The sequence below is a fragment of the Aequorivita sp. 609 genome, from assembly GCF_014212065.1.
Taxonomy (GTDB): Bacteria; Bacteroidota; Bacteroidia; order Flavobacteriales; family Flavobacteriaceae; genus Aequorivita; species Aequorivita sinensis.
On sequence record NZ_JACJVM010000003.1, the window covers coordinates 137,182 to 161,788 of the forward strand.

Consider the following 24,607-nt stretch of genomic DNA (forward strand, 5'->3'; position numbering starts at 1 on the left):
TAATTAATTTTAACTGATAACAGAATACTAATTACGAATCCTCGATTAACTTGAACTCAGAATCCCGTAATCCGATTTTAATAATTTTAGCGTTTTTCTCCATATATGTTATTTGGGGTTCTACGTATATGCTTAATAAAGTAGCTGTTACTGAGCTATCTCCGTTTTTTTTAGCTTCCATTCGCTTTACAACTGCAGGTGTACTTATCTTCATAATTGCTAAGGCAATGGGTAAAAGTCTTGCTATAACGCGTAAACAACTATTAAATACCATTATCGTTGGATTTCTTTTTCTTTCCTTTGGAAATGGAGTAATTGTTTGGGCATTAAAATACGTAGATAGTGGTTTTGCTGCATTGGAAATTTCTGCTCAGCCCTTGGTTGTCCTTTTTTTAATGAGAATTTTACAAGGAAAAAAGATTAAACTCATGTCTCTTATTGGGGTGGGGCTTGGTATACTAGGGATAACACTATTGGTTACTCAACAACAGATAGTAACTCAAGAAGGTTCAATAGTTGGAATGATAATGATTTTTGCCTGTATGCTTAGTTGGGCATTTGGTAGCTTATTTGTGGGAAAAGCAGAGTTTCCTAAAAACTTCTTTGTAAATACAGGGTATCAGATGTTTACGGGTGGAATTACACTTGCAATAGCCAGTTTGGCTTTTGGAGAAGCTTGGCTCGCACCAAACGAATGGAGTATGCAAGTACAATGGAGTATGGTATTATTAATAATTTTTGGAAGTATTGTAGCTTTTACATCTTTCAATTATTTATTAAAATCTGTTTCCCCAGATAAAGTTGCTACATCTACCTATGTGAATCCTCTTATAGCTTTATTTTTAGGATGGTATTTTTTAGATGAAGAAATAACCTCGCAGTCTTTAATCGCAGCTGCAGTGTTATTAACCGGAGTTTATTTTATAAATACGGCAAAGACAACTGTTACATTACCACGATTTACTAGTAAAATATTTAATAAGCATAAAAAAGAAGAGTTTTAGTAACGTCATTCACAAGGTCTAAAACTCCCTTTGTAAAAATAAAAAAGTCAGAAAATAATTGAATCATCGATTATTTACTGACTTAATTTTTTAGAAGAAGGTTATAGGTTTTTCTTAAAAGTACTTCGTTCCTTATGCTGCTCTGGTGAATAGTCTTTCCAAAGTAATTGTACAGCAGTATTTTCTTTTAATTCAGGATTTGTTTCAACGGTATGAATTCCTTTTGAATTAAATAAATTTTGCATTTCTTCGAAAATAATGGCTGTAACCCCCTTACCTTGGTATTCTGGATCAATTCCAATTAAGTAAAATGCAGCGGTATCATTCTTTTTCTGAGCTTTCAATATATGAGTCCAACCAAATGGAAAAAGCTTTCCATTGGCTTTTTTCAAGGCTTTAGAAAATGAAGGCATTACTATTGAAAAGGCAATTAGTTTTCCAGTTTCATCCTTAATACAACAAATGTAATCTGGATGAATAAAGTTGAAATACTTTTTTTTGTAATAATCTATTTGATATTGTTGAATGGGTACAAATGTTTGAAGCGTATTATAGGTTTTATTCAATAATCCAAACATCTCATCTACATAAGGTAAAATTTCTTTTTTATCCTTAAAACGAATTACCGAAAGCTTATATCGATCACGTACAATTTTCGAAAACTTAGCAACTTTTTCAAAAATTGTTTCTGGGATTCTTAACCTATATTCTACCCAAGTCGCTTGTTTTTCAAAGCCTAGTTTTTCAAAATGTTCGGCATAATAGGGGTAGTGATACCAAGTAATCATGGTGTTCATTTCATCAAACCCCATTGTTAGTATTCCAGCTTTTTCCATATTGCTGAAACCAACTGGCCCCTCGGTGTATTCTAAGTTGTGCTCTCTGCCTTTTTCATAAACTCTTTCCAATAGCGCTTTGGTAACTTCAATATCGTCTACCATATCAAGCCAACCGAATCGGATTTTCTTTTTTCCTTGTTCGTTAACTTCAAGATGGTTTAAAATTACGGCTATACGTCCAACAACTTTGTTGTTCTTATAAGCAAGGTAATACCAAGATTCTGCATTTTTAAAAACAGGATTTTTAGCCTTATCTAGCGTTTCCATTTCATCTTTAATAAGAGGAGGAACCCAATGCTTACAGTCTTTATATAGTTTAAATGGAAAAGTGACAAATTTTTTAAGATCACTTTTTGAGGAAATTAATTGAGTAGTAATCATATTGATTAATGCTATTTTTTAGCCGTTATTATCAGGAGTGAAGTCGTCTAAACGCTTTTCTTTTTTCTCTTTCTTTTTATCCTTTTTAGATTTCAATTTGTCTTTGGCTTCATCTTCCAAATACTCATCTTGTTTATGCATATCAAATCTATATGCTGCACCAACACGACCATAAAACATAGAAGGAGTGTCTTTTAAGCTATAAGTAAGCGAAAGGTCTACGTGAAAATCTTTATTAACTAAAACTGCTGCTCCGCCACGTATTAGTTGATCTGAGTAGAAATCACTTTTAAATCCTTGGTTTTCTAGAAAGATAGAGAAATATCGGTTGGTAGCGTGTGTAAGGGTAACGATATATCCGTAGGTAGGATAATCTGTAGTAACACGATCTACAATTAAGTTTGTTACAAATACCCAACCTCCAATCCAGTTATTTTGGGTGGATAATACAAACTTAGGGCTTATAGTGTTATCGCGTGGGGGTACAAAAGGATTAACAACATCTTCATCTATATAATCAAAGTTTGCACCTACATAGAGTGCCACAGCAGGAATTAAATCTTCTACTTGAAATCTATTATTCTTTTTCCAGCTATAAAGATTTGGACCTTCTAGTACTTTTTTACGATAAGGGTCGTAAATAAGGTATTTTAAGCCTAACGTATTACTCTTAAAATTTGCGACACTTCTTTTTTCTTCGGGTGTAAAATTGGTATAAGTGATATTATTTGACTGAAAATCTCCTATAAAGCTCACTTCTAATCGTTCTTTCCAAAACCCATATCTGATAGAATAATCAATATTTAATCCATTAGTTTCGGTATTTAGAAGAGAGTGTTTTTCTTTTCCAAGGCTCATACCTGCTTCAAACTGAAGTACATTTTTACCCACAGCAAAAGCACCTTGTGATACACCTGGACGATTGGTATTTATCATTTCGGTGTACTGGCCAAATGAATATTGACTAATAATTATCGTGATAAATAATGTAAATAAAAGCTTTATTTGCATAGTGAGTCAGGTTTAAATTCAAAGATAGAAGATTTTACCATTTATTTAATAATCTATATTCGTCTTTTTGCACCCCAATCCTTATTTTTGGAGACAATTTAGATTATTATGATTTCATTTCTTAAAACGATTTTAATCGTTCTATTGATATATTTCGGACTTAAATTTTTATTTAGGCTCGCTACTCCTTATTTAATGCGTTACATTTCTAAAAAAGCTAATCAAAAGTTTGAAGAGTTTTTTAATACAAATTCAACTGCAGCTTCTCATCAACAACGTGAAGGAGATATAAGTATCGATAAAATGCCCTCACGAAACTCTCGAACCGCTAATAAAGTAGGGGAGTATGTTGACTATGAAGAAGTAGAGTAAATTTGGTTACCTATTTCTTCATAGCAACCACCTAATTATTTATTTTAACTTTCAAGTTTAGCGGAAAGCTCGAACCAACGTTCAGTTTTTTTATCTATTTCATCTATAATTTCCTGAAGTTTAATAGACTGCTTATCTATTTCTTCACCATCCCAATTTTCTGTTGCAAATTTATTTTGAAGCGTTTCTCGTCTGTTCTCTAAATTCGCTATTTCCTTTTCAAGTTTATTGTATTCCTTTTGCTCGTTATACGTTAGTTTAGCAGGACTTGAAGATTGTTTCCAATCTTTTTTTACTTTTGTAGCTGCTTCACTAGCCTCACGCTTCTCTTGAATATTGCTGTCTTCATAAGTCCTAAAATCGGAATAATTTCCAGGGAAATCTTCGACTTCTGCGTTTCCACGGAACACAAAAAGGTGATCTACAATCTTATCCATAAAGTATCTATCGTGGGAAACCACTAATAAACACCCAGGGAAATCTAACAGAAAACTTTCTAAAACATTTAAAGTAACTATGTCTAAATCGTTTGTGGGCTCATCCAGAATTAAAAAGTTTGGGTTTTTGATTAGTACCGTACATAAATACAGACGTTTTCTTTCACCGCCACTAAGCTTTTCTACATAATCGTATTGTTTCTTAGGATCGAAAAGAAAACGTTCTAATAACTGCGAAGCTGAAATCTGTCTTCCTTTTTTAAGTGGAATATACTCCCCGAATTCGCGAATAACATCTATAACCTTCTGACCCTCTTTTATATTGATACCTGCTTGGGTGTAATATCCAAACTTAACGGTTTCTCCTATTACAACTTTCCCCGAATCTGGTTTTAAGGCACCTGTAAGGATATTTAAGAACGAAGATTTTCCAGTTCCATTTTTTCCAATAATCCCTACACGTTCACCACGGTTAAAATTATATTCAAACTTGTCTAAAATTTTCTTTTCACCAAAAGATTTTGAAACACTGTGAAACTCAACAACCTTAGTTCCCATTCGTTCCATATTTAGCTCAAGTTGAACTTGGTGGTCGTTTCTTCGCTTGCTTGCACGTTCCTTTATATCGTGAAAGTCATCAATTCGACTTTTGCTTTTAGTTGTTCGCGCTTTTGGTTGACGACGCATCCAATCTAATTCTTTTTTGAATAGTTGTTTTGCTTTTCCAGTTTCGGTAGCTTCATTTTCTATTCTAGCATCACGCTTTTCGAGATAGTAGCTATAATTTCCTTTGTAGTTATAAAGTACTCCTTCATCAAGTTCTACTATTTCATTACATACGCGCTCCAAGAAATATCTATCGTGCGTAACCATAAATAGGGTGAAGTTTTCCTTTGCAAATAGATTCTCTAACCATTCAATCATTTCGAGATCCAAATGGTTTGTAGGTTCATCCATTATTAGCAAGTCAGGTGTGGTAAGCAGAGCGTTTGCCAGTGCTAATCGTTTTTTCTGTCCGCCACTAAGCTTGCCAACTTTAGCGTGTAAATCTTCAAGCTTTAATTTAAAGAGGATTTGTTTGTAACGTGTTTCGAAATCCCAAGCTTGATGTGCTTCCATATCGTCAAAAGCTTTTTGATAGGCTTCTGAATCGTTAGGGTTTTCTATTGCGTGTTCGTATCGCTCTATTATTTTAAGAATAGGGTTATCTGAAGAAAAAATAGTTTGCTCTACAGTAAGCTCAGGATTTAAATCTGGTTCTTGAGGGAGATAAGAAATTTTTAGTCCTTTTCTAAAAACAACATTTCCGGTATCGGCTTTGTCATTTCCAGCGATAATATTTAGGAGGGAAGTTTTTCCTGTTCCATTTTTGGCTACGAAACCTATTTTTTGTCCCTCGTTAATTCCGAAGGAAATATTTTCAAACAATACCCGCATCCCAAAGGATTTAGATATATTTTCTACTGAAAGATAATTCACAATTTTAATTTTTCACAAATGTAATGAAATAGCAGATAGGGTTTCATTATTTGCAAGTCTATAAAACGCCAAACTAAGATAATAAAAGAATATTAAGTATTCTTTTTTATTTTTAAGGTTGTTTTGATGAGATACTGTTGTAATTAACTTTCAGTTTCGATATTAACACCTATTTTAGTTATAAATGTAATAATGTTTCATTATTAATTGTGTTAGTTTATATTTGTTCATCAACACTCTAAGCTCTTTATGAAGTTTACATATATATTATTGTTTTTATTTTTGGTTATCTGTACTAGTTCATGTATTTCTACAAAGCAACTTACCTATTTACAGGAAAATCAGTCGAAAACAGACACCCTTTCAATTTTACGTAAAAGACCAGAACCTTACAGGCTGCAGATTAATGATCTATTAAGTATTCGCGTAAAAGCTTTAGATCAAGAAACAGTGGGTATATTTAATCCCATAAGTGATGCTAATCCCAATGCAACTGGTGAGGAAAAATTGTACTATGATGGTTTTGTAGTAAACGACCATGGTAACATTCGAATTCCAAGTCTTGGAGAAATAAATGTATTAGGTTATACAATCGAAGAAGTGCGTGAAAAGCTCGAGGATAGACTGTTAAAAGATTACTTTAAAGCAGAAGCCAATGTTTTTGTAACTGTAAAATTAGCTGGTATTCGTTATACCATTAATGGAGAAATAGGAAGACCTGGTTCAAATATCATTTATCGCGACCAAGTAAGTATTATGGAAGCAATCGCAAATAGTGGTGATATTTTAATGACTGGCGATAAAAGTGATGTTGTAATAATAAGGCAGTATCCCGCAGGACAAAAAGTACATCATATCGATTTAACTTCTATTGATGCAATGAGCTCGGATTATTATTTTATTAAACCCAACGATTTAATTTTGGTTAATCCACTGCCACAAAAGTCTATTGGAACAGGTACAACGGGGTTACAGTCATTTACAACAATTGTATCCATTACCTCGGCGTTGATAACTACTATTTTACTTTTTACCAGATTATAAGTTATGAACGACGAATTTGAAATAAACGAATCTCACGCTACTTTTGATTTCAAAGGATTTTTAATACGACTATTGCGTCACTGGCCTTTGTTTTTAATTTCGTTAGCAATTGGATTCACAATAGCCTATTTTGTAAATATCCGGAAACAGCCAATTTATTTAATAGATAATGTAATTTCTATCAAAGACGATCAGAATCCATTTTTCACATCTAATACAAGCCTTACTTTTAATTGGGGAGGGACTACAGATAAGGTAAATACGGCTATAATTACTTTAAAATCAAGATCTCATAATGAAAAAGTAGTTGAGCGATTACAATATTATACCAACTATCTTAAAGATGGAAAATACGAGCAGATAGATGCTTATCAACAAACGCCATTTTATGTAAGTGTGGACACGGTAGGCCCACAAATGCTAGGTCATCAAATTCAAATAATTTTTAAAGACTCGGTAAATTTTGAGTTTAGCACTACTTTTCCTGAAAGTGGTAGTATTACAGTGCAAGACTACACTACTAAGGAGAAACAAAATATAGCAGTTACACCAGGTAGTTTCTCGAAAAACTTTAAAATAGGCACTCATATTAAACTTCCGTTTTTTAATGGAACATTTATGCCAAACCCTGAAGTAGGGGTGAACCCTGGTGTTAAATACTATATTTCGTTTGGTGATTTTGATGCTGTAGTAAGAAGATATCTTGGCATTCGCGTAGAACCAGAAAGCAAAGGTTCTTCGGTGTTGAAAATGAGGCTAACAGGTCACAACAAAATGCGTTTAGTAGATTATTTAAATACATCTGTGAGCGTGTTAAGTGAAAACATGTTAGAACGAAAGAACCTTTTTGCAACGAAAACTATAAAGTTTATTGACAGTAGTCTAGCTCAAAAATCGGAAGAATTATCTAATGTTGAAGATGAGTTAAATAGATTTAAAAATAAAAATGCCATTTTTAATCTTGAAGCTGAAGGGTCTGATATTACTGCTAAATTAAGTGAGTTAGATTTGCGTAAAGAATCAGTTAATCGAGAGCTAAATTATTACGAAACTTTAGAAAGTTACCTTATTAGTCGTTCCGACTATAGAGATGTGCCGGCGCCTTCAGTTGCAGGAATTTCTGAAGCGAGTATTGTAAGTGGTGTAAGCAGAATTGTAAATTTAGCGGAAGAACGAAATAAACTTCAATATTCATTTAAAGAAGGAGCACCTATATTCAGTGATATAGATCGAAAAATTGATGCAGTAAAATCAGTTTTACTCGAAAATATTCGTTCATCAAAAAGTTTAAAAAAGGAGGAGTTAAGATATATTAATGGTGAAATAGGTCGCAATGAAGGCAAAATCCGGAAGTTGCCTAAAGAACAACAAGATTTACTTAAAATTGAAAGACGCTATAACTTAAGTCAAGGTACTTACAATCTCTTTCTAGCAAAAAGAAGTGAAGCAGGACTGGTAAAAGCGGCAAACGTTAGTGATGTTATGGTAATCGATTCGGCCAAGGATACTGGTGGTGGGAAAATTGGCCCAAACACACAACTCAACTATATGATGGCAGCATTGTTGGGCTTGCTATTTCCATTTTTGATAGTATTTGCACGTTTTTTCCTAGATACAAAAGTAAATGGCATTGATGAATTAAAACGATTAACTCCAATTCCTGTATTAGGAGTTATTGGAAACAATCCAATAAAATCGAATTTAGCGGTAATTTCAAAACCAAAATCCTCAATTGCTGAAGCTTTTAGAGCTTTGCGATCGAGTTTACAGTTTATCTATAGAAAACAAGGAATTAAAGGGTCAAAAACAGTATTAATAACAAGTTCTATTAGTGGTGAAGGAAAAACGTTTTGCTCTATAAATATGGCTACTGTTTTTGCACTAAGCGGCAAAAAAACTGTTTTACTCGGGCTAGACCTTAGAAAGCCTAAGATATATGGGGATTTTAACTTACATAATGAGAAAGGAGCGGTTAACTATCTTATAGGTGAGTCTGAAATTGATGAAATAATTCAAAACACAGAATTGGAAAACCTAGATATTATAACCTCAGGTCCAATTCCACCAAACCCGTCGGAGTTGTTAATCGATTCGCCTTTAGAGAGTCTTATAGAAATTTTAAAAGAAAGGTATGACTACATTATCATCGACTCCCCACCTTTAGGATTAGTATCTGATTCCCTAGAGCTTATTAGATATGCGGATGCTACTTTGTATGTTGTAAGATTTAATTATACTCATAAAAACATGCTCACATTTGTAAATGAAAAGTATAAGTCTGGTGAAATTAAACATATAAGTATTGTACTTAATGACTATGTTGAGAAAGCAGGAAAAGGATATGGGTATGGTTACGGATATACATATGGCTATGGTGTAGATGGATATCATGAAAACGACAAAAAGCCTTCAATTTCTGAAAGAATTAAGAAGACTTTAAAGAGGTAGTAACTCTTAATCTAAATTTTTCCTTTAATTTTGCAGTCTTAAAAATTTATCATAACTAAAACATTGTAAATGATTCAAAATCCCACAATTGCTGTTATTGGCCTTGGATATGTAGGTTTACCACTTGCTGCTGCCTTTGCTGAAAAATATAAAGTAATAGGTTTCGATATTAATGCAGAACGCATTTCGCAATTACAAAACGGAGAAGACCTTACATTAGAACTTTCTTCGGAAGCATTAAAAAACGTTTTATCCAAAAATGACGGCATTGGGTTAACAGTTACAGATAATCCAGCTGACATGGAAAGTGCAACTGTATATATTGTAACCGTACCAACTCCAACAAATAAATACAATCAACCTGTTTTAATTCCTCTAGAGCGCGCAAGTGAAACAGTAGGGAAAATATTGAAAAAAGATGATGTGGTTATATACGAGTCTACTGTATATCCAGGGGTTACAGAAGATATTTGTGTTCCTATTTTGGAAGAACATTCAGGATTGAAGTTCAATAAGGACTTTTACGCTGGTTATTCTCCAGAACGTATTAATCCGGGAGATAAAGAACATACTGTAACTAAAATTATGAAAGTTACATCAGGTTCTACACCAGAATCAGCAAAATATATCGATGAGTTATACGCTTCTGTAATCACGGCTGGAACACATCTAGCATCGTCTATTAAGGTAGCGGAAGCTGCAAAAGTTATTGAAAACTCTCAACGTGATATCAATATAGCATTCGTGAATGAGTTGTCTAAAATATTCCGTCTATTAGATATTAATACAAACGATGTTTTGGAAGCTGCAGGAACAAAATGGAATTTCTTAAAATATAGTCCAGGTTTAGTTGGTGGGCATTGTATAGGTGTAGATCCATATTATCTAGCACAAAAGGCTCAAGAAGAAGGGTATAACCCTGAAATTATTCTAGCTGGACGTCGTATGAATGACGGAATGGGACAATATGTGGCCCAAGAAGTTGTAAAGCTTATGATTCGTAAAGAATGTAAAGTTAAAAACGGAAATATCTTGGTTATGGGTATAACGTTTAAAGAAAACTGTCCCGATATAAGAAATACTAAAGTTATAGACGTAATTACTGAATTAGAAAAATATAACTTAAATATTGATGTTTACGATCCTTGGGCTAATCCAAGTGAAGTTGAAAAGGAATTTGGAATTTCAATGATAACTGATGCTTCTAAATTACAAAAAGATTATAACGCAGTTGTTGTAGCTGTTCCACATAATGAGTTTAGAAGTTTTGAAATTAAAAATCACATGTCTGAACCATGTGTGGTATTTGACGTAAAGTCTTTATATCCTAAAAACACCGTTGACGGCACTTTATAATGAAAGAAAACATATATCACAATAACGACTTATCTTCTTTTTCCTTTTTAGTTACTGGTGGTGCAGGATTTATAGGTTCGAACCTTGTAGCTTATTTGTTAGAGAATAACGCAAAAAAAGTACGTGTATTAGACAACCTTTCTACAGGTTCCTTAGATAATCTTGCAGAGTTTAATGATGACTCTCGTTTTGAATTTCTTGAAGGAGATATCCGTGATTTACAAACCTGTAAAGATGCTATGGATGGGATAGATTACGTTTCTCATCAAGCTGCTCTAGGGTCTGTACCTCGTTCTATCAATGATCCTGTTACTTCCAATGAAGTAAATGTTTCAGGGTTTCTTAATATGTTGGTTGCTCAGAACGAAAGTAAGACAGTAAAGAGATTAGTTTACGCAGCCTCTAGTTCAACTTATGGTGATAGTAAATCATTACCCAAGATTGAAGATAACATAGGAAAACCACTTTCTCCGTATGCAGTTACTAAATTGGTAAATGAATTATACGCAGACGTTTTTTATAAAACCTATGGCACACCAACAATAGGGTTGAGATATTTTAATGTCTTTGGACCAAAACAAAGTCCAACAGGCGCTTATGCAGCGGTAATTCCATTGTTTATGCAGGCATTAAAAGATGGGAAATCTCCAACTATGCACGGCGATGGTGAACAGACTCGTGACTTTACATTTGTTCAAAATGCTGTTCAAGCAAATGTTAGAGCATTTTTCGCTGAAGATAAAGCTGTAAACGAGGTTTTTAATATTGCATTTGGTGAAAGAACAAGCTTAAATCAATTATGGGATAAGCTGAAAAGTATTTCAGAAAAAGAAATTGAAGCAACTTATGGACCACCAAGAAGAGGGGATGTAAGAGATTCTCTTGCTAATATTGAAAAAGCAAATAATCTAATGAATTACAAGCCTTTATATTCAGTTTCTGAAGGACTTAAAATTACGTGGGAAGCATTTATGAAGCAGTAAGTTTCTCACTCATTAAATTATAAAATATTAAAGCTCCAAATTTCAAAATTTATTGTTTTGAAACTTGGAGCTTTTACTTTATAGCTATTTGTATTTATTTCTTTTTAAAGTCTAATGAAAGTGAATTAACGCAATATCGTTGACCTGTTGCAGTAGGGCCATCATTAAAAATATGTCCTAAATGGCTGCCACAACTAGCACAGAGTATTTCCGTACGAATCATTCCGAGTGTAGTATCTTTTACGTATTCTGTTGACCCTTCAATAGAATCGTCGAAAGAAGGCCAACCACAATTACTTTCAAACTTATTGTTGCTTTCAAAAAGTGGGGTGTTACAAGCTCCACACACATAGGTTCCGTCTTCAAATGTCAGATTGTATTCCCCAGTTCGAGGAAATTCGGTCCCTTTTTCGCGTAGAATGTGATAGCGTTTGTCACCTAATTCTTTTCGCCATTCGGCTTCAGATTTACTAATTGGATATTTTTTTGAATTACTCATCTTTTGGAATAAATTTTAATGCAACGCCGTTAATTCAATGTCTTTTACCAGTGGTTTCTTTTGGACCATCATTAAACACATGACCTAAATGACCACCGCAGGTAGCACAATGTTCTTCAACTCGTGTATAGCCTAGTTTTTTGTCGGTAGAAAAAGCAACATTACCTTTTATTTCTCTATCAAAACTTGGCCAACCTGTACCACTATCAAATTTATGTTCACTTTTAAAAACTGCTGTTCCGCAACCTGCACAAACATAAACACCTTCTTCATCGTTGTTGTTCAAGTCGCTAGAAAATGCACGTTCAGTAGCTTCTTGTCGCAAAACACTATAGGCTAGGGGTGAAAGTTGAGCTTTCCATTCGGCATCGGTTTTTGTTACCTCAAACGGAATTTGTTGCTCCTCCTTACTTTTTTGAGCAGGAGAATTACAACTAATAAGTAATGAAGTCAATATTATTATTGAACTTAATAACTTCATCTTAAAATTCGATTTTTTCAACTTCAGAATCATCTATTTGCATAAGTTCTAATAAATCCTCCATCGATGGATTTGTTTTAGCAAACTCTGCAGGTACAACAGCAATTCGAAATGTTTGATTATCTAATACAGACCCATCGTTTAATGTAGAAAGGTCGAAATTACCCTCAATAATCATTTGAACATCTACAAATGTATTGGTAAAAATATACTGAATGATATCACCATTGTTATAAAATATGTTTTGTGGTAAAGGGCTCCAAACATCAGCCATAGTACCGCCACCAATTCCAGCTTGACCTTCATATCTATAAACCAGAACTACATCACTTTCATAAACTGTAAAAGGAAAACCTATATATGGTGAACTAAATATGTTATTTCCATTTTCATATTGGAAATCCACGGTTGTTTCAAAAACTTGAGCTAAAAAGTCTTGTCCGTCTTGTCCTGGAGGTCCTGGATCGCCTTCACAAGAAGTAAATAAAATGGTTGAAGACAGTGCTAAAAAGAGAAGTAAATTTTTCATAATGCTATATTTTAAGATTTCATATCAAAGTTTACAAAAGTCATTCCAACTTTATAAAGTCTATAAATATAAGGGCTTAAAACGTCTTCATATATTAAAGAAACAATAAAATTTTCATTTGTGGAACAATATTTGAATTTTAGAATTTTTTTATAATATTAATCAATTTTATATATCTAAATTTAACTCTTTAACATAACACTTATATTTATGATACTTAGAAAATCACTTATAACACTCTTATTAGGAGTAGTGGTTGTTGCTTGTAGCACCAATCCATTTACAGGAAAGCAAACATTGGCTTTGGTTCCAAATTCGCAAATTTTACCAATGGCTTTTCAGCAATACGATCAGTTTTTATCTGAAAATAAAGTTGTTAAAGGTACGGCAGATGCTAATATGGTTAAAAGTGTTGGTCAAAAAATGGCTGCGGCAGCAGAGCGTTATCTCAATGCAAATGGCTATGCAGGTTACCTAACAGATTATCGTTGGGAATACAATCTTATTGAAAGTAAAGACGTAAATGCTTGGTGTATGCCTGGTGGTAAAATTGTAGTTTATACAGGTATTCTTCCTGTAACTAAAACCGAAGCTGGACTTGCTGCAGTAATGGGGCACGAGGTTGCTCATGCCTTGGCAAACCACGGACAACAGCGTATGAGTGCTGCACAATTACAACAATTAGGAGCAGTAGCAGGAAATGTTGCCTTGGCTAATAACCCTGAAAATCAACAAATCTTTAATACCGCTTATGGTCTTGGAAGTAATTTGGGTGTAATGCTTCCTTTTAGTAGAAGTCACGAAACAGAAGCAGATCATATTGGGTTGATATTAATGGCAATTGCTGGATACGAGCCTATGGCAGCTGCACAACTATGGGAGCGTATGCAAGCTCAATCACAAGGAGCACCACCAGAGTTTTTAAGCACTCACCCTGCTAGTACTACAAGAATTCAAAATATTAAAGGTTGGGCTGCAAGTGCAAAAGCAGAAGCCAGAAAATTTGGAGTTACAACTTTTAAAAATTAGTATTTAAAATATTTCAACTTAATTAAAATCCCGTTTGTAGCGGGATTTTTTTATTAGTTTAGCGACTTATAAATTTAACCGAATATTTTTTATGCCATATTTACCTAAAGGAAGTAAAAAACTTTTGAATGCTTGGGCATTTTATGATTGGGCTAATTCGGTTTATAGTTTGGTAATTGCCTCGGCAATTTTTCCTATATACTACCAAGCATTATTTAAATCTGCTAATGTAGAGACTGTAAATGTTTTAGGAGGTGCTATCAGAAGCACTCCTTTAATTAGTTACACCACTGCAGCAGCATTTTTAATTGTCGCTTTAATTTCACCCATACTTTCAGGAATTGCCGATTATGTAGGTAATAAGAAGAGCTTTATGAAATTTTTCTGTTATCTCGGGTCTGTTTCTTGCATGGGACTTTATTTTTTTAGTATTGAAAATATTTACATTAGCCTGCTGTTTTATTTCTTCGGACTAATTGGCTTTTGGGGAAGTTTAGTTTTCTACAATTCGTATTTGCCAGACGTTGCATTTCCTGAACAACAGGACAGAATTAGTGCTAGAGGATATTCAATGGGATATGTAGGAAGTGTTATTTTATTGCTTTTTAATTTGGCAATGGTAATGAAACCTGAGCTTTTTGGATTTGGAGAGGGCGGTGAAGCAAGTATGAAAGCTATGAAATGGTCCTTTGTAACTGTGGGGATTTGGTGGATTGTTTTCAGTCAATATTCCTTTTATTTTCTTCCTAAAGGTAACAAAAGTGGAAAAAAGGTTAGTGCCCAAATATTTTTAAATGGATTTAAAGAATTAAAAGGTGTTTACAATTCCCTATCAGAAAATATTCAACTTAAAAGATATTTAGCGGCCTTCTTTGTTTATAGTATGGCGGTTCAAACAGTAATGTTGGTTGCCACGTATTTTGGAGAACAGGAAATAGCTTGGGGTGGCGATGATAATAAAACAATGGGGTTGATTGTAAGTATTCTTATAATTCAATTGGTAGCAGTAGGTGGAGCTACATTAACCTCACGTGCTTCAGAAAAATATGGAAATATCTTTGTGTTAATTTCGATTAATATAATCTGGGTTTTTATTTGTGTTGTAGCCTTTTTTATAGAATCTCCGACACAGTTTTATGTTACGGCCGGAGTTGTAGGTTTGGTAATGGGAGGAATTCAGTCGTTATCTCGCTCTACATATTCAAAGTTTTTACCTGAAACAAAGGATACAACTTCATACTTTAGTTTTTATGATGTTGCTGAAAAAGTTGGTATCGTAATAGGAATGATGATATATGGTTTTATAGACCAAATAACTGGGAGTATGCGTAACTCAATTTTATTTTTAGTTTTATTTTTTGTTACAGGAGTAATTTTACTCTTAAGAGTTCCAAGAAATAAAAACTTTTAAACAATTTTTGTTTAAGTTTGTCTCTATTATATTCCAAACAACCTACCGGATGAAGAAAATTAATTTTTTTAAAGTTGTACTTTTGGCATTACTTACTTTTCAATTTATTGCCTGTGAAGACGAGCCTCTAACTGGAGATTTTCCACAAGATGATGACACAAACGCTGAAATAGGCCAATTTAAAGCTTTAGTGGATGGCAATCAATTTATAGCAGCCACTACAGACGCTTCATTGTCATCAGAAAATGAATTGGTAATTACTGGAACAAAAGTTACTGGCGAAAAAATTAAACTTACGGTATTTAATGCTGCTGTAGGAGTTTTTGATTTAAGTGCAAATCAAAATCTAGGGTCTTACTATGATACTTCTATAAATGAAAGGCCATTTAATTCATCATTAGCAAATGGTGGTTCTGGAGAAATTGAAATCACTGAAATAAATACTCAAGAGTTAACTATATCTGGAACTTTTAAATTTGTTGGGTTTAGAGTAAAAGTGGATAGTAATGGCGAAACAGTTTTAGATGGCAATGGAGATCCTGTTTTAGAAAGCATTGATATTACTAAAGGAACCTTTAATGCCATTCCTTATGTTGACGGCGGAAGTGGAAATGGTGGAAACGGCGGAAATCCATTAGATGAATTCTTCGCAAAAGTTGACGAAGTTGGGTTTATAGCTGATAGCATTTCTGTTACAGAACCTATTGTTGCAAATACTAGAATGCTTAAGATTGAAGCATTTAACGATGAAGGAACTTCTATACGAATAGACATACCAAAGTCCTTAGGAATAGGAACTCACAATATGGTGAATATATCAAACGGTACAGACTTAATTGGGCTTTACAATGCTGGTGGTGGTTCAGAGTTTTTAACTTCAAACCCGGGAACACTAACAATCACAGAGTTTGATTTAGAGTTAGGTATTTTAAAGGCTAACTTCTCCTTTAGAGCAAATGACCCATTAGGACAAGTTGGTGATGAAGTGCTAGTTACTGAAGGTAGATTAACTGCTCATTTTGAAGGAGTGCCTGGGGGTAATAACTTATTTAAGGCAAAAATAGGAGATGCATCGTATAATCCTTTAGATATTGAGGTAACTACTGATGTTGTTAACCAATATCCTACAATAACCATTACTACAAATATAGAAAGCCAACGTATGGTTTTAACCTTCCCTGCGACTATTTCAGAGGGTACTTATGCAATGGGTACAGAAGTAATTGAAGGAAATGAAATTGTTGGGACTTATACTCCTGAAGTAGGTACATCAATAGATTTTATATCAAATCCAGGTACGCTTACAATTACTAATTATAACTATCAAGAAAATACAATTCAGGGAATTTTTACATTTAAAGCCAAGGACTTAAATGAAGTAGATCCTACAATCTACAATATTACTGAGGGTTCTTTCTATCTCGAATTAGAGTAATTTCTACATAATATTTTTTAAAAGTCGTTTTTATAATATTTAAAAACGACTTTTTTATTGGTGATTTTTGTGCTTGAACTTCTAATCTTATATCATAGACTGGCACAACTCTTGAATTACTATAGGTGGAAGACTGGAGATAGTTTGATTTTCAGGGTTCTTGCGCAAAAAAGTTAAAAAAAATCAATAATAAGAATTGTGTTTGCTTTTAAAAGTGACACAATGTCCTAATACAATATATGGCTAAATCAAAATTCACATCAATAGACAAGTTGTCATTTCAAGATTTACATGAAGATTCTGAGTTCATTCCGTTAATGTCTGCTGAAGACGAAGACGCAATGCACAAGGAGGAACTTCCTGAAATACTTCCTATTCTACCTTTAAGAAACACAGTGTTGTTTCCAGGAGTTGTAATTCCAATTACTGCTGGAAGAGATAAATCTATTAAGTTAATTAATGAAACAAACAAAGGAAACAAGGTAATAGGTGTAGTTTCTCAAAAAGATGAAAATGAGGAAGAACCAGGTGTGGCTGATATCAATACCGTTGGTACAGTTGCTCAAATACTTCGTGTTCTTAAAATGCCTGATGGTAATACTACAGTAATAATTCAAGGTAAAAAACGCTTTGAAGTTGCTGAAGTTATAACTACAGAACCTTATATGACGGCTACAATTAGAGAAGTAGCAGAAGCAAGACCAGAGAAGGATAGCGATGAGTTTAGTGCTATTATCGACAGCATTAAAGAAATGGCTTTGCAAATCATTAAGCAAAGTCCTAACATTCCAACTGAAGCTTCTTTTGCAATTAAAAACATAGAAAGCCCAAGCTTTCTTATAAACTTTGTTTCATCAAATTTAAATATTGAAGTAGAACAGAAACAAGCGCTTTTAGAAATTAACAATCTAAAAGAACGCGCTTTGGAAACGCTTCGATATATGAATATGGAAATTCAAAAGTTGTCGTTGCGAAATGATATCCAAAGCAAGGTTCAGAGTGATATTAATCAGCAACAACGCGAGTATTTTCTTCAGCAACAAATGAAAACCATCCAAGAGGAATTGGGAGGTTCTTCTATGGAGCAGGAAATCGAAGAAATTCGCGAACGTTCTAAAGACAAAAAATGGAGTGAAGAAGTAAACAAGCACTTCCAAAAAGAACTTTCTAAATTACAACGAATGAATCCGCAGGTTGCCGAATTCAGTATTCAGCGTAACTACTTAGACTTATTGCTTGAACTTCCATGGAATATATACAGTAAAGATAAATTCGATTTAAAAAGAGCTAGAAAAATCCTCGATCGCGATCACTATGGTCTTGACGATGTTAAAAAACGTATTATTGAATACCTCGCTGTTTTGAAACTTCGAAACGATATGAAGTCGCCAATTCTTTGCCTTTACGGACCTCCAGGTGTTGGTAAAACATCCTTAGGAAAATCGGTAGCAGAAGCTCTAGGTAGAAAATATGTAAGAATGAGTTTGGGAGGACTACGTGATGAGGCAGAAATTCGAGGTCATAGAAAAACTTACATAGGCGCTATGCCTGGAAGAATTATTCAAAGTATAAAAAAGGCAGAAACAAGTAACCCAGTCTTTGTTTTGGACGAAATAGATAAGATTTCTGCAAGTAATCAAGGAGATCCTTCATCAGCTATGCTTGAAGTGCTTGATCCGGAGCAAAACAATGCGTTTTACGATAACTTCTTAGAGTTAGGCTACGACCTTTCAAAAGTTATGTTTATCGCTACGTCTAACAGTTTAAGCACCATTCAGCCAGCTTTATTGGATAGGATGGAGATTATAAATGTAACTGGTTATACTGTTGAAGAAAAAGTTGAAATTGCTAAAAGACACTTATTGCCAAAGCAATTAAAAGAACATGGATTAACCAGTGATTCTTTAAAAATCGCAAAACCACAACTTGAAAAAATTGTGGAAGGCTATACTCGTGAAAGTGGGGTTCGTGGTCTTGAGAAACAAATTGCTAAAATGGTGCGTTATGCAGCTATGAAAATAGCAATGGAGGAAGAATACGATGTAAAAGTAAGCAATGAAATAATTGTTGAAGTATTAGGTGCTCCAAAAATGGAACGTGACAAATACGAAAACAACGAAGTTGCAGGAGTAGTAACCGGATTAGCTTGGACTCGTGTAGGTGGTGATATATTATTTATAGAATCGGCACTTTCAAAAGGTAAAGGAGCATTAAATATGACTGGTAACCTTGGGAAAGTAATGAAGGAGTCTGCTACAATTGCATTAGAATACATTAAGTCTAATGCAGAAAAACTAGGAATAGATCCAGAGATTTTTGACAAATACAATGTTCATATTCACGTGCCAGAAGGAGCAACTCCTAAAGATGGCCCAAGTGCGGGAATTACAATGCTTACTTCTTTAGTGTCGTTATTTACACAAAGAAAGGTGAAGAAATCTATTGCAATGACAGGAGAAATTACGCTTCGAGGTAAAGTATTACCTGTTGGAGGAATTAAAGAAAAAATCCTTGCTGCCAAACGCGCTAGAATTAAAGAAATTCTACTTTGTGAAGACAATAGGCGAGATATTGAAGAAATAAAAGATGAATATTTAAAAGGCTTAACCTTTCATTATGTGAAAGATATGAGCGATGTTTTAGAGTTGGCACTTACAGATGAAAAAGTAAAGAACGCTAAAACACTTTAAGGTAACCTAATAAAAGATGATTAATGTATTTTTGTTTTTATGCAAATGTGCATTAATCATCTTTGTTTTCTTTTCTTTGCAAAAATAAATTACACTTGCATTCGTTTAGACTTTAGTTACGGTAACTCACACTTATGACCCAAAAGGTTTTCTTGGTAATTTTTGTATTAATTTCTCAGCTATTAGAAGCTCAGGTGGGAGGTAAGGCGACTTATCAATTCCTGAATCTAGTTAATAGTCCAAGAATGGCCGCTCTAGGAGGTAAAGTTGTTACAAATTACGATTACGACCCATCACAAGCATTGTTTAATCCTGCAACTATTAATGTAGAGATGGACAATCAATTATCGCTAAACTACACAAACTATATTGGTGATGTAAATTATGGGACAGCAAGCTACGCCTACCTTTGGGACAGACGTACTCAGGTATTACACGCAGGTGTTAGCTATGTAAATTACGGGAAATTTGATGGATATGATGAAGCAGGAACCCCAACAAATAGTTTTAGTGGTGGTGAAGTAGCTCTTTCTTTGGGTCACGCAAGAAATATTCCTTATACCGACTTTCACGTAGGATTAAATGTAAAGCTTATATCTTCAAAACTAGAGCAATACTCGTCATTTGGAGCTGCTGTAGATATTGGACTTATGTACGTTTATGAAGATTGGGACCTTCAAATTACTGGAGTTGCAAGAAACTTGGGGACACAAATCACCCCTTATCATGAAGAATACGAACCATTACCTTTTGAGCTAATATTCGGAATATCTCAAACGCTAGAGCATATTCCCATTCGATGGCATCTTACTTTAGAAAATATGCAGCAATGGAATGTAGCCTTTTCTAACCCTGCTAGGGAACAAACCGACCTTGAAGGTAATGTTCAAAAAGAAAACATTAATTTCCTAGACAATGCATTTAGACATACTATAGTGGGAATCGAGCTTTTTCCAGAAAGTGGGTTTAACATTAGGTTGGGATATAATTTCAGAAGAGGTGAAGAGCTTCGTATTGTAGATAAACGTGCATTTGCAGGAGTAAGTGCGGGTTTTGGTATTAAACTTAATAAATTTCGCTTAAGTTATTCATATTCCAAATATAGCGCTGCAGCTACATCTAGTTTCTTTGGATTAAATTTAGATCTTCAATAATGAAAAAAATTACTATTGCTATTGACGGTTATTCTTCTACAGGTAAAAGTACAGTTGCGAAACAACTTGCAGATTACTTAGGCTACATATATGTTGATAGCGGTGCGATGTATCGAGCAGTTACCTTATTCGCAATGCAAAATGGAATAATATCAAAAGAAAATTTTGATATTGAAAAACTTAAAAAATTACTTCCTTCAATTCAATTAGAGTTTAAAAAAAAACCAGATTGGAGTAAGGCACATATTTTTTTAAATGGGAAAGATGTGGAAAATGATATTCGAAATTTAGAAGTTTCAGAGTTTGTAAGTCCTATTGCAACAATTCCAGAAGTACGCACTAAATTAGTGGCACAACAACAAGAAATGGGTTTGTTGAAAGGAGTAGTAATGGATGGTAGAGATATTGGTACCGTAGTTTTCCCAAATGCCGAACTAAAGATATTTATGAATGCTTCAGCTGAAAAAAGAGCTGAAAGAAGATATAAAGAACTTACAGATCGTGGCGACTCTGTTAAATTTAAGGATGTTTTAAGGAACATTGAAGAAAGAGACAACATTGATACTACTCGTAAGGATTCCCCGCTTAAAAAAGCTTCAGATGCCATCGAAATTGATAACTCTGATATCAATATAGAAGATCAATTTCATACAGTACTCCAATTAGCTAAGGATAGGATAGCAGGGCGTGTTTAAATTACAACGGCGTACTTTTTCTACTATTTAAAAAAATTTCTATTATTTCACTTTCCAAAAACAACATAAAATGAGTTTTTTAAAAGAATTTAAAAACTTCGCCATCAAAGGTAATATGATTGATATGGCGGTTGGTATCGTTATAGGAACTGCTTTTAACAATGTAGTTAGCACTATAGTTAAAAAGGTTGTAATGCCTCCGTTATCCTTACTTACGGAAGGAGTAAAGCTTTCAGATAAGGAATACGTATTGCGTGAAGCTTCTGAAGCTTCTGATGAAGTTGCAATTGGTTATGGAGAATTAATGGAGGTTCTAATAGACTTTCTAATAATCTCTTTTACCATTTTTGTGATAATAAAGTTTATCAATCGTTTTAAAACGAAATCTGAAAACCCTAAAGATAAAACCGTAGAAACTCCTAAAAATATTCAACTCCTTTCCAATATTGAAAAGTTACTAGAAGAGCAAAACAGCTACATTAAGAATAAGGGAGCTAAGGACTAACTTTTCGTGCCGTAGCCTTACTAGAACTCGTTTTACCTACTTCTCTAAACTCAAAAGTGTAGGTGTCCTTATCTGTAGTTAAAATCTTAATTTGAATCGCTTTCTTTTCAGCTTGATTCTTAGGGTTTATTTTTTGTAGTACGTATTCACAATCGTTTATCCAACGTATAGAGGAGGTATCAGCTTTCCCTTCATAATAATCTATTTCTATAGAATCGTTACGTGTGATGGTAGTTTTAAAGACCTCAGTTCCTGAAAGTGCTTCGAATTCAAAGGTTCCTGTTTTAAAATTTGAGCAGTTACGCTCTTTTTCATAACAACTACTGAATAAAAACAGCGGTAATAAAAGTAGATAAAAACGCATTTTTAATTTTTTATGCGAATTTCCGAAAAATTACTGAGATGAATTAGTTTTGGTAGGCTTTAAAAGTTCCATCGCGATAAAATATCACAATTTTATCAATCTCTTTTCCCGAGTCAAGATTTTGCTCAACACTTTTTATTGATGAAACACTCTTCTTTTCATCATTCGAAGTGGTTGTCGAAAATAGGTCTAAACTTTTCTCACTCGTATTTGAAGGTTTAAGTTTTTGTTCTTCTTTCTCTTTAGAATTTTCTAAAGTAGAAGGGAAGCTTCCTTTTCCATAGAGCAACCAATTCATTTCAATTTCTGGAAATTCCTTCAATAATTTCATGACAAAATCTAAACTTGGCTTATTTCTACCCGATAATAAATGGGAAATTGTAGAGCGATTAAAATCCATTTTTTCAGCAAAAGCCGTTGCTGAAATACCGTAATATTCCAGAATTTTTTCAAGTCGTTTTACAAAATCTTTACTGTTTACCATTGTAACAAATATCGCATCAAAATAACTATTACAAATGTAAACTATTATTTTAAACTAAACTAATATGTGTATATAAACCTTATTTTTAATTAAATTAAAGGTTTAATTAAAAGGCTATAACTATTTGATTATAAATATTTTAAATTCAATATATAAAAAATTGATTTTCAGTGGGCTGTAATTGAGGGCAGAAGACTGGAATTTGTTTACTAATGTAGCAGATGGTAACTAACTCTCTTGTTTACTTTTGTAAACAATGCAATGTTTAACTTTGTAAACTTCAAAAATTATTATGAAATTAAAAGATTGGTATACCCGCAATTTTGAAAGTGCTTTAAGTGGTAGATATATTACATTAAATCACATTAATCCATTATTGGAATTTTATAAAAATGATTACAATATTACAGTTGTTGGTCAGTCAGAAAATGGTCAAGATATCCCCCTTGTGAAAATTGGAACTGGAAAAAAAGTTGTTTTGGTTTGGTCGCAAATGCACGGAAATGAATCTACCACAACCAAAGCTTTATTTGATTTTTTAAAATTTATAAATCAAAAACATTTTTATCAAACTGAAATTGAAAATTTCTTAAGTAGTTACACCTTATATATAATCCCAATTTTAAATCCAGATGGTGCGCAATCTTATACAAGAGTTAATGCAAACGACATTGACTTAAATCGAGATGCACAAAACTTATCACAAAAGGAAAGTAAGTGCCTTAACAGGCTCTTCAGTGAGCTAAAGCCTGAATTATGCCTTAATATGCACGATCAACGTTCTATTTTTGGCTTAAATACAGGAAAACCGGCTACTGTTTCCTTCTTATCACCTGCTGCAGATGAAAGTAGATCTCTTACAGAGGCAAGAAAATTGGCGATGGAGAAGATTGTAAAGATGAATAATTATCTTCAAAACATTATTCCTGGCCAGGTGGGAAGGTATGATGATAGCTTTAATGCAGCATGTGTAGGTGACACTTTTCAAAAAGCTGGTGTTGCTACTATACTTTTTGAAGCGGGGCACTTCGAGTTAGATTATGAAAGAGAAAAAACTCGTGAGTTTATATTTTATGCGCTTTTATCATTATTCGATATTATTGGTAATGAAAAGGAACTTATTGACTATGAGGATTACTTTAAAATCGGTGAAAATCAAAAAAATTATAATGACATTATTTTAAGAAATGTAAAAATCGAAACCGAAGAGAAATCCATTGATATCGCAATTCAGTATAAAGAAGTGCTTAAAGGTGATAAAATTCGTTTTGAGGCTATAATTGATGCATTTGGCGATTTGGAAAACCGTAAAGGACATAAAGAGAAAAATATAAAAAACAAAAATATTTTAACAAAAACCCAACAAAATTTAACAATTGGCACTCAAATTTCAGAATTATTTGATAAAAGTGATGAATTAATGATATTTTTTCAAAAAAAGCTTCCATAATAAGGTAAAACTACCTAATTTCGCGAAAAAAATATACGAAAATGGGTAAATTCAAATTAGACGAAACGGATCACAAAATACTAGATCTATTAATTGACAATACACGTATTCCTTTCACAGATATCGCTAAGAAGCTTGAAATATCTGCAGGTACTGTGCATGTTAGAGTTAAGAAAATGGAAGATGCAGGAATAATCACAGGTTCTTCATTACAAGTAGATTATCAAAAACTGGGATACTCTTTCATTGCTTATGTTGGAATCTTTATTTTCAAAACCTCACAAACACAATTTGTTTTAGAACGCATTAGTGAAATTCCATTTATCACAGTTGCTCACGTAACTACAGGAAAATTCAATATTTTCTGTAAAATTAGAGCAAGAGATACAGCTCATGCAAAAGAAATTATCTACGAAATTGACGATATCGAAGGTGTAAGTCGTACAGAAACAATGATTTCTATGGAAGAAAGCATTAATGATAAGAAGAGAATGTTACACTCTATCTTTAATGAGATGTAACCTTAT

23 protein-coding genes are annotated in these 24,607 nt (G+C 33.5%); 15 read left to right on the forward strand and 8 right to left on the reverse strand.

Features of this window, described 5'->3' with window-relative positions; genetic code table 11:
* Nucleotides 1-50: 50 nt before the first annotated feature.
* Nucleotides 51-1,004 carry an EamA family transporter gene (locus H4O20_RS01690; RefSeq protein WP_139854501.1) on the forward strand — a complete coding sequence of 318 codons (954 nt, stop codon included), beginning with the start codon at nt 51-53 and terminating at the stop codon, nt 1,002-1,004.
* A 101-nt stretch (nt 1,005-1,105) separates the two neighbouring features.
* Here H4O20_RS01690 and H4O20_RS01695 read toward each other — a convergent pair whose 3' ends face one another.
* Together H4O20_RS01695 and H4O20_RS01700 are read right to left on the reverse strand one after the other, a co-directional pair.
* A complete protein-coding gene (locus tag H4O20_RS01695) occupies nt 1,106-2,224 on the reverse strand; it encodes a GNAT family N-acetyltransferase (protein WP_139854502.1) in 1,119 nt (372 codons plus the stop codon).
* An 18-nt stretch (nt 2,225-2,242) separates the two neighbouring features.
* Nucleotides 2,243-3,235, reverse strand: a complete 993-nt coding sequence (locus H4O20_RS01700) for a transporter (RefSeq protein WP_185098091.1) — start codon at nt 3,233-3,235, stop codon at nt 2,243-2,245.
* A 108-nt stretch (nt 3,236-3,343) separates the two neighbouring features.
* On the opposite strand from H4O20_RS01700, the gene H4O20_RS01705 reads away from it, so the two are divergent.
* Nucleotides 3,344-3,607, forward strand: a complete 264-nt coding sequence (locus H4O20_RS01705; protein WP_221442672.1) for a DUF4834 family protein — start codon at nt 3,344-3,346, stop codon at nt 3,605-3,607.
* A gap of 44 nt (nt 3,608-3,651) precedes the next feature.
* Here the strand turns inward: H4O20_RS01705 and H4O20_RS01710 are convergent, their stop codons facing one another.
* A complete protein-coding gene (locus H4O20_RS01710) occupies nt 3,652-5,523 on the reverse strand; it encodes an ABC-F family ATP-binding cassette domain-containing protein (protein ID WP_165150006.1) in 1,872 nt (623 codons plus the stop codon).
* A gap of 249 nt (nt 5,524-5,772) precedes the next feature.
* On the opposite strand from H4O20_RS01710, the gene H4O20_RS01715 reads away from it, so the two are divergent.
* The 4 genes from H4O20_RS01715 (at nt 5,773) to H4O20_RS01730 (ending at nt 11,354) form a co-directional block, all read left to right on the forward strand.
* On the forward strand, nt 5,773-6,567 hold the full coding sequence (locus H4O20_RS01715) for a polysaccharide biosynthesis/export family protein (RefSeq protein ID WP_185098092.1): 795 nt from the start codon (nt 5,773-5,775) through the stop codon (nt 6,565-6,567).
* A 3-nt stretch (nt 6,568-6,570) separates the two neighbouring features.
* The gene (locus tag H4O20_RS01720; protein WP_185098093.1) at nt 6,571-9,015 is read left to right on the forward strand and encodes a tyrosine-protein kinase family protein; all 2,445 of its coding nucleotides are present in this window, start codon (nt 6,571-6,573) and stop codon (nt 9,013-9,015) included.
* Nucleotides 9,016-9,084: 69 nt separating this feature from the next.
* Nucleotides 9,085-10,371: a nucleotide sugar dehydrogenase gene (locus tag H4O20_RS01725; RefSeq protein ID WP_139854507.1), complete on the forward strand. Its 1,287-nt coding sequence runs from the start codon at nt 9,085-9,087 to the stop codon at nt 10,369-10,371.
* Nucleotides 10,371-11,354: an SDR family oxidoreductase gene (locus tag H4O20_RS01730; RefSeq protein WP_185098094.1), complete on the forward strand. Its 984-nt coding sequence runs from the start codon at nt 10,371-10,373 to the stop codon at nt 11,352-11,354. Before H4O20_RS01725 ends, H4O20_RS01730 begins: the two co-directional genes overlap by 1 nt.
* Nucleotides 11,355-11,448: 94 nt before the next feature.
* Here the strand turns inward: H4O20_RS01730 and msrB (H4O20_RS01735) are convergent, their stop codons facing one another.
* The 3 genes from msrB (H4O20_RS01735) to H4O20_RS01745 are packed head-to-tail and all read right to left on the reverse strand — an operon-like array spanning nt 11,449 to nt 12,863.
* Nucleotides 11,449-11,853, reverse strand: a complete 405-nt coding sequence (gene msrB / locus H4O20_RS01735) for a peptide-methionine (R)-S-oxide reductase MsrB (protein WP_185098095.1) — start codon at nt 11,851-11,853, stop codon at nt 11,449-11,451.
* A 34-nt stretch (nt 11,854-11,887) separates the two neighbouring features.
* Nucleotides 11,888-12,334, reverse strand: coding sequence for a peptide-methionine (R)-S-oxide reductase MsrB (msrB, locus tag H4O20_RS01740; RefSeq protein WP_185098096.1), 447 nt, complete (start codon nt 12,332-12,334; stop codon nt 11,888-11,890).
* A 1-nt stretch (nt 12,335) separates the two neighbouring features.
* Nucleotides 12,336-12,863: a collagen-like protein gene (locus H4O20_RS01745; RefSeq protein WP_139854511.1), complete on the reverse strand. Its 528-nt coding sequence runs from the start codon at nt 12,861-12,863 to the stop codon at nt 12,336-12,338.
* Between the two features lie 210 nt (nt 12,864-13,073).
* Between H4O20_RS01745 and H4O20_RS01750 the strand changes: the two genes are divergently transcribed.
* The 7 genes from H4O20_RS01750 (at nt 13,074) to mscL (ending at nt 21,782) form a co-directional block, all read left to right on the forward strand.
* On the forward strand, nt 13,074-13,892 hold the full coding sequence (locus tag H4O20_RS01750; RefSeq protein WP_139854512.1) for a M48 family metallopeptidase: 819 nt from the start codon (nt 13,074-13,076) through the stop codon (nt 13,890-13,892).
* A 91-nt stretch (nt 13,893-13,983) separates the two neighbouring features.
* Entirely contained in the window at nt 13,984-15,303 is a 1,320-nt protein-coding gene (locus tag H4O20_RS01755) for an MFS transporter (protein ID WP_139854513.1), read from the forward strand.
* A gap of 49 nt (nt 15,304-15,352) precedes the next feature.
* A complete protein-coding gene (locus tag H4O20_RS01760) occupies nt 15,353-16,738 on the forward strand; it encodes a DUF6252 family protein (RefSeq protein ID WP_185098097.1) in 1,386 nt (461 codons plus the stop codon).
* 239 nt (nt 16,739-16,977) lie between these two features.
* Nucleotides 16,978-19,428 (forward strand): endopeptidase La, encoded by a 2,451-nt coding sequence (lon, locus tag H4O20_RS01765; protein WP_185098098.1) that lies wholly within the window; start codon nt 16,978-16,980, stop codon nt 19,426-19,428.
* A gap of 134 nt (nt 19,429-19,562) precedes the next feature.
* On the forward strand, nt 19,563-20,582 hold the full coding sequence (porQ, locus tag H4O20_RS01770) for a type IX secretion system protein PorQ (RefSeq protein ID WP_185098099.1): 1,020 nt from the start codon (nt 19,563-19,565) through the stop codon (nt 20,580-20,582).
* Nucleotides 20,582-21,277: a (d)CMP kinase gene (gene cmk / locus H4O20_RS01775; RefSeq protein ID WP_185098100.1), complete on the forward strand. Its 696-nt coding sequence runs from the start codon at nt 20,582-20,584 to the stop codon at nt 21,275-21,277. The genes porQ and cmk overlap by 1 nt, the downstream gene beginning before the upstream one ends.
* A 70-nt stretch (nt 21,278-21,347) precedes the next feature.
* Nucleotides 21,348-21,782: a large-conductance mechanosensitive channel protein MscL gene (gene mscL / locus H4O20_RS01780; protein WP_139854518.1), complete on the forward strand. Its 435-nt coding sequence runs from the start codon at nt 21,348-21,350 to the stop codon at nt 21,780-21,782.
* Here the strand turns inward: mscL and H4O20_RS01785 are convergent.
* Both H4O20_RS01785 and H4O20_RS01790 read right to left on the reverse strand, forming a co-directional pair.
* Nucleotides 21,772-22,146: a DNA topoisomerase IV gene (locus H4O20_RS01785; protein WP_139854519.1), complete on the reverse strand. Its 375-nt coding sequence runs from the start codon at nt 22,144-22,146 to the stop codon at nt 21,772-21,774. The genes mscL and H4O20_RS01785 overlap by 11 nt on opposite strands.
* A 43-nt stretch (nt 22,147-22,189) precedes the next feature.
* The gene (locus H4O20_RS01790) at nt 22,190-22,630 is read right to left on the reverse strand and encodes a helix-turn-helix transcriptional regulator (RefSeq protein WP_139854520.1); all 441 of its coding nucleotides are present in this window, start codon (nt 22,628-22,630) and stop codon (nt 22,190-22,192) included.
* Nucleotides 22,631-22,922: 292 nt separating this feature from the next.
* On the opposite strand from H4O20_RS01790, the gene H4O20_RS01795 reads away from it, so the two are divergent.
* Together H4O20_RS01795 and H4O20_RS01800 are read left to right on the forward strand one after the other, a co-directional pair.
* On the forward strand, nt 22,923-24,080 hold the full coding sequence (locus H4O20_RS01795; RefSeq protein WP_185098101.1) for a M14 family zinc carboxypeptidase: 1,158 nt from the start codon (nt 22,923-22,925) through the stop codon (nt 24,078-24,080).
* Nucleotides 24,081-24,121: 41 nt separating this feature from the next.
* Nucleotides 24,122-24,601, forward strand: coding sequence for an Lrp/AsnC family transcriptional regulator (locus tag H4O20_RS01800; protein WP_139854522.1), 480 nt, complete (start codon nt 24,122-24,124; stop codon nt 24,599-24,601).
* Nucleotides 24,602-24,607 lie beyond the last annotated feature (6 nt).

What these genes read in the sequence shown, in the direction of transcription:
- H4O20_RS01695 (WP_139854502.1), bottom strand. Translation starts at nt 2,224, where the DNA reads ATGATTACTACTCAATTAATTTCCTCAAAAAGTGATCTTAAAAAATTT.
- H4O20_RS01700 (WP_185098091.1), bottom strand. Translation starts at nt 3,235, where the DNA reads ATGCAAATAAAGCTTTTATTTACATTATTTATCACGATAATTATTAGT.
- H4O20_RS01705 (WP_221442672.1), top strand. Translation starts at nt 3,344, where the DNA reads ATGATTTCATTTCTTAAAACGATTTTAATCGTTCTATTGATATATTTC.
- H4O20_RS01715 (WP_185098092.1), top strand. Translation starts at nt 5,773, where the DNA reads ATGAAGTTTACATATATATTATTGTTTTTATTTTTGGTTATCTGTACT.
- H4O20_RS01720 (WP_185098093.1), top strand. Translation starts at nt 6,571, where the DNA reads ATGAACGACGAATTTGAAATAAACGAATCTCACGCTACTTTTGATTTC.
- H4O20_RS01725 (WP_139854507.1), top strand. Translation starts at nt 9,085, where the DNA reads ATGATTCAAAATCCCACAATTGCTGTTATTGGCCTTGGATATGTAGGT.
- H4O20_RS01730 (WP_185098094.1), top strand. Translation starts at nt 10,371, where the DNA reads ATGAAAGAAAACATATATCACAATAACGACTTATCTTCTTTTTCCTTT.
- msrB (WP_185098095.1), bottom strand. Translation starts at nt 11,853, where the DNA reads ATGAGTAATTCAAAAAAATATCCAATTAGTAAATCTGAAGCCGAATGG.
- msrB (WP_185098096.1), bottom strand. Translation starts at nt 12,334, where the DNA reads ATGAAGTTATTAAGTTCAATAATAATATTGACTTCATTACTTATTAGT.
- H4O20_RS01745 (WP_139854511.1), bottom strand. Translation starts at nt 12,863, where the DNA reads ATGAAAAATTTACTTCTCTTTTTAGCACTGTCTTCAACCATTTTATTT.
- H4O20_RS01750 (WP_139854512.1), top strand. Translation starts at nt 13,074, where the DNA reads ATGATACTTAGAAAATCACTTATAACACTCTTATTAGGAGTAGTGGTT.
- H4O20_RS01755 (WP_139854513.1), top strand. Translation starts at nt 13,984, where the DNA reads ATGCCATATTTACCTAAAGGAAGTAAAAAACTTTTGAATGCTTGGGCA.
- H4O20_RS01760 (WP_185098097.1), top strand. Translation starts at nt 15,353, where the DNA reads ATGAAGAAAATTAATTTTTTTAAAGTTGTACTTTTGGCATTACTTACT.
- lon (WP_185098098.1), top strand. Translation starts at nt 16,978, where the DNA reads ATGGCTAAATCAAAATTCACATCAATAGACAAGTTGTCATTTCAAGAT.
- porQ (WP_185098099.1), top strand. Translation starts at nt 19,563, where the DNA reads ATGACCCAAAAGGTTTTCTTGGTAATTTTTGTATTAATTTCTCAGCTA.
- cmk (WP_185098100.1), top strand. Translation starts at nt 20,582, where the DNA reads ATGAAAAAAATTACTATTGCTATTGACGGTTATTCTTCTACAGGTAAA.
- mscL (WP_139854518.1), top strand. Translation starts at nt 21,348, where the DNA reads ATGAGTTTTTTAAAAGAATTTAAAAACTTCGCCATCAAAGGTAATATG.
- H4O20_RS01785 (WP_139854519.1), bottom strand. Translation starts at nt 22,146, where the DNA reads ATGCGTTTTTATCTACTTTTATTACCGCTGTTTTTATTCAGTAGTTGT.
- H4O20_RS01790 (WP_139854520.1), bottom strand. Translation starts at nt 22,630, where the DNA reads ATGGTAAACAGTAAAGATTTTGTAAAACGACTTGAAAAAATTCTGGAA.
- H4O20_RS01795 (WP_185098101.1), top strand. Translation starts at nt 22,923, where the DNA reads ATGAAATTAAAAGATTGGTATACCCGCAATTTTGAAAGTGCTTTAAGT.
- H4O20_RS01800 (WP_139854522.1), top strand. Translation starts at nt 24,122, where the DNA reads ATGGGTAAATTCAAATTAGACGAAACGGATCACAAAATACTAGATCTA.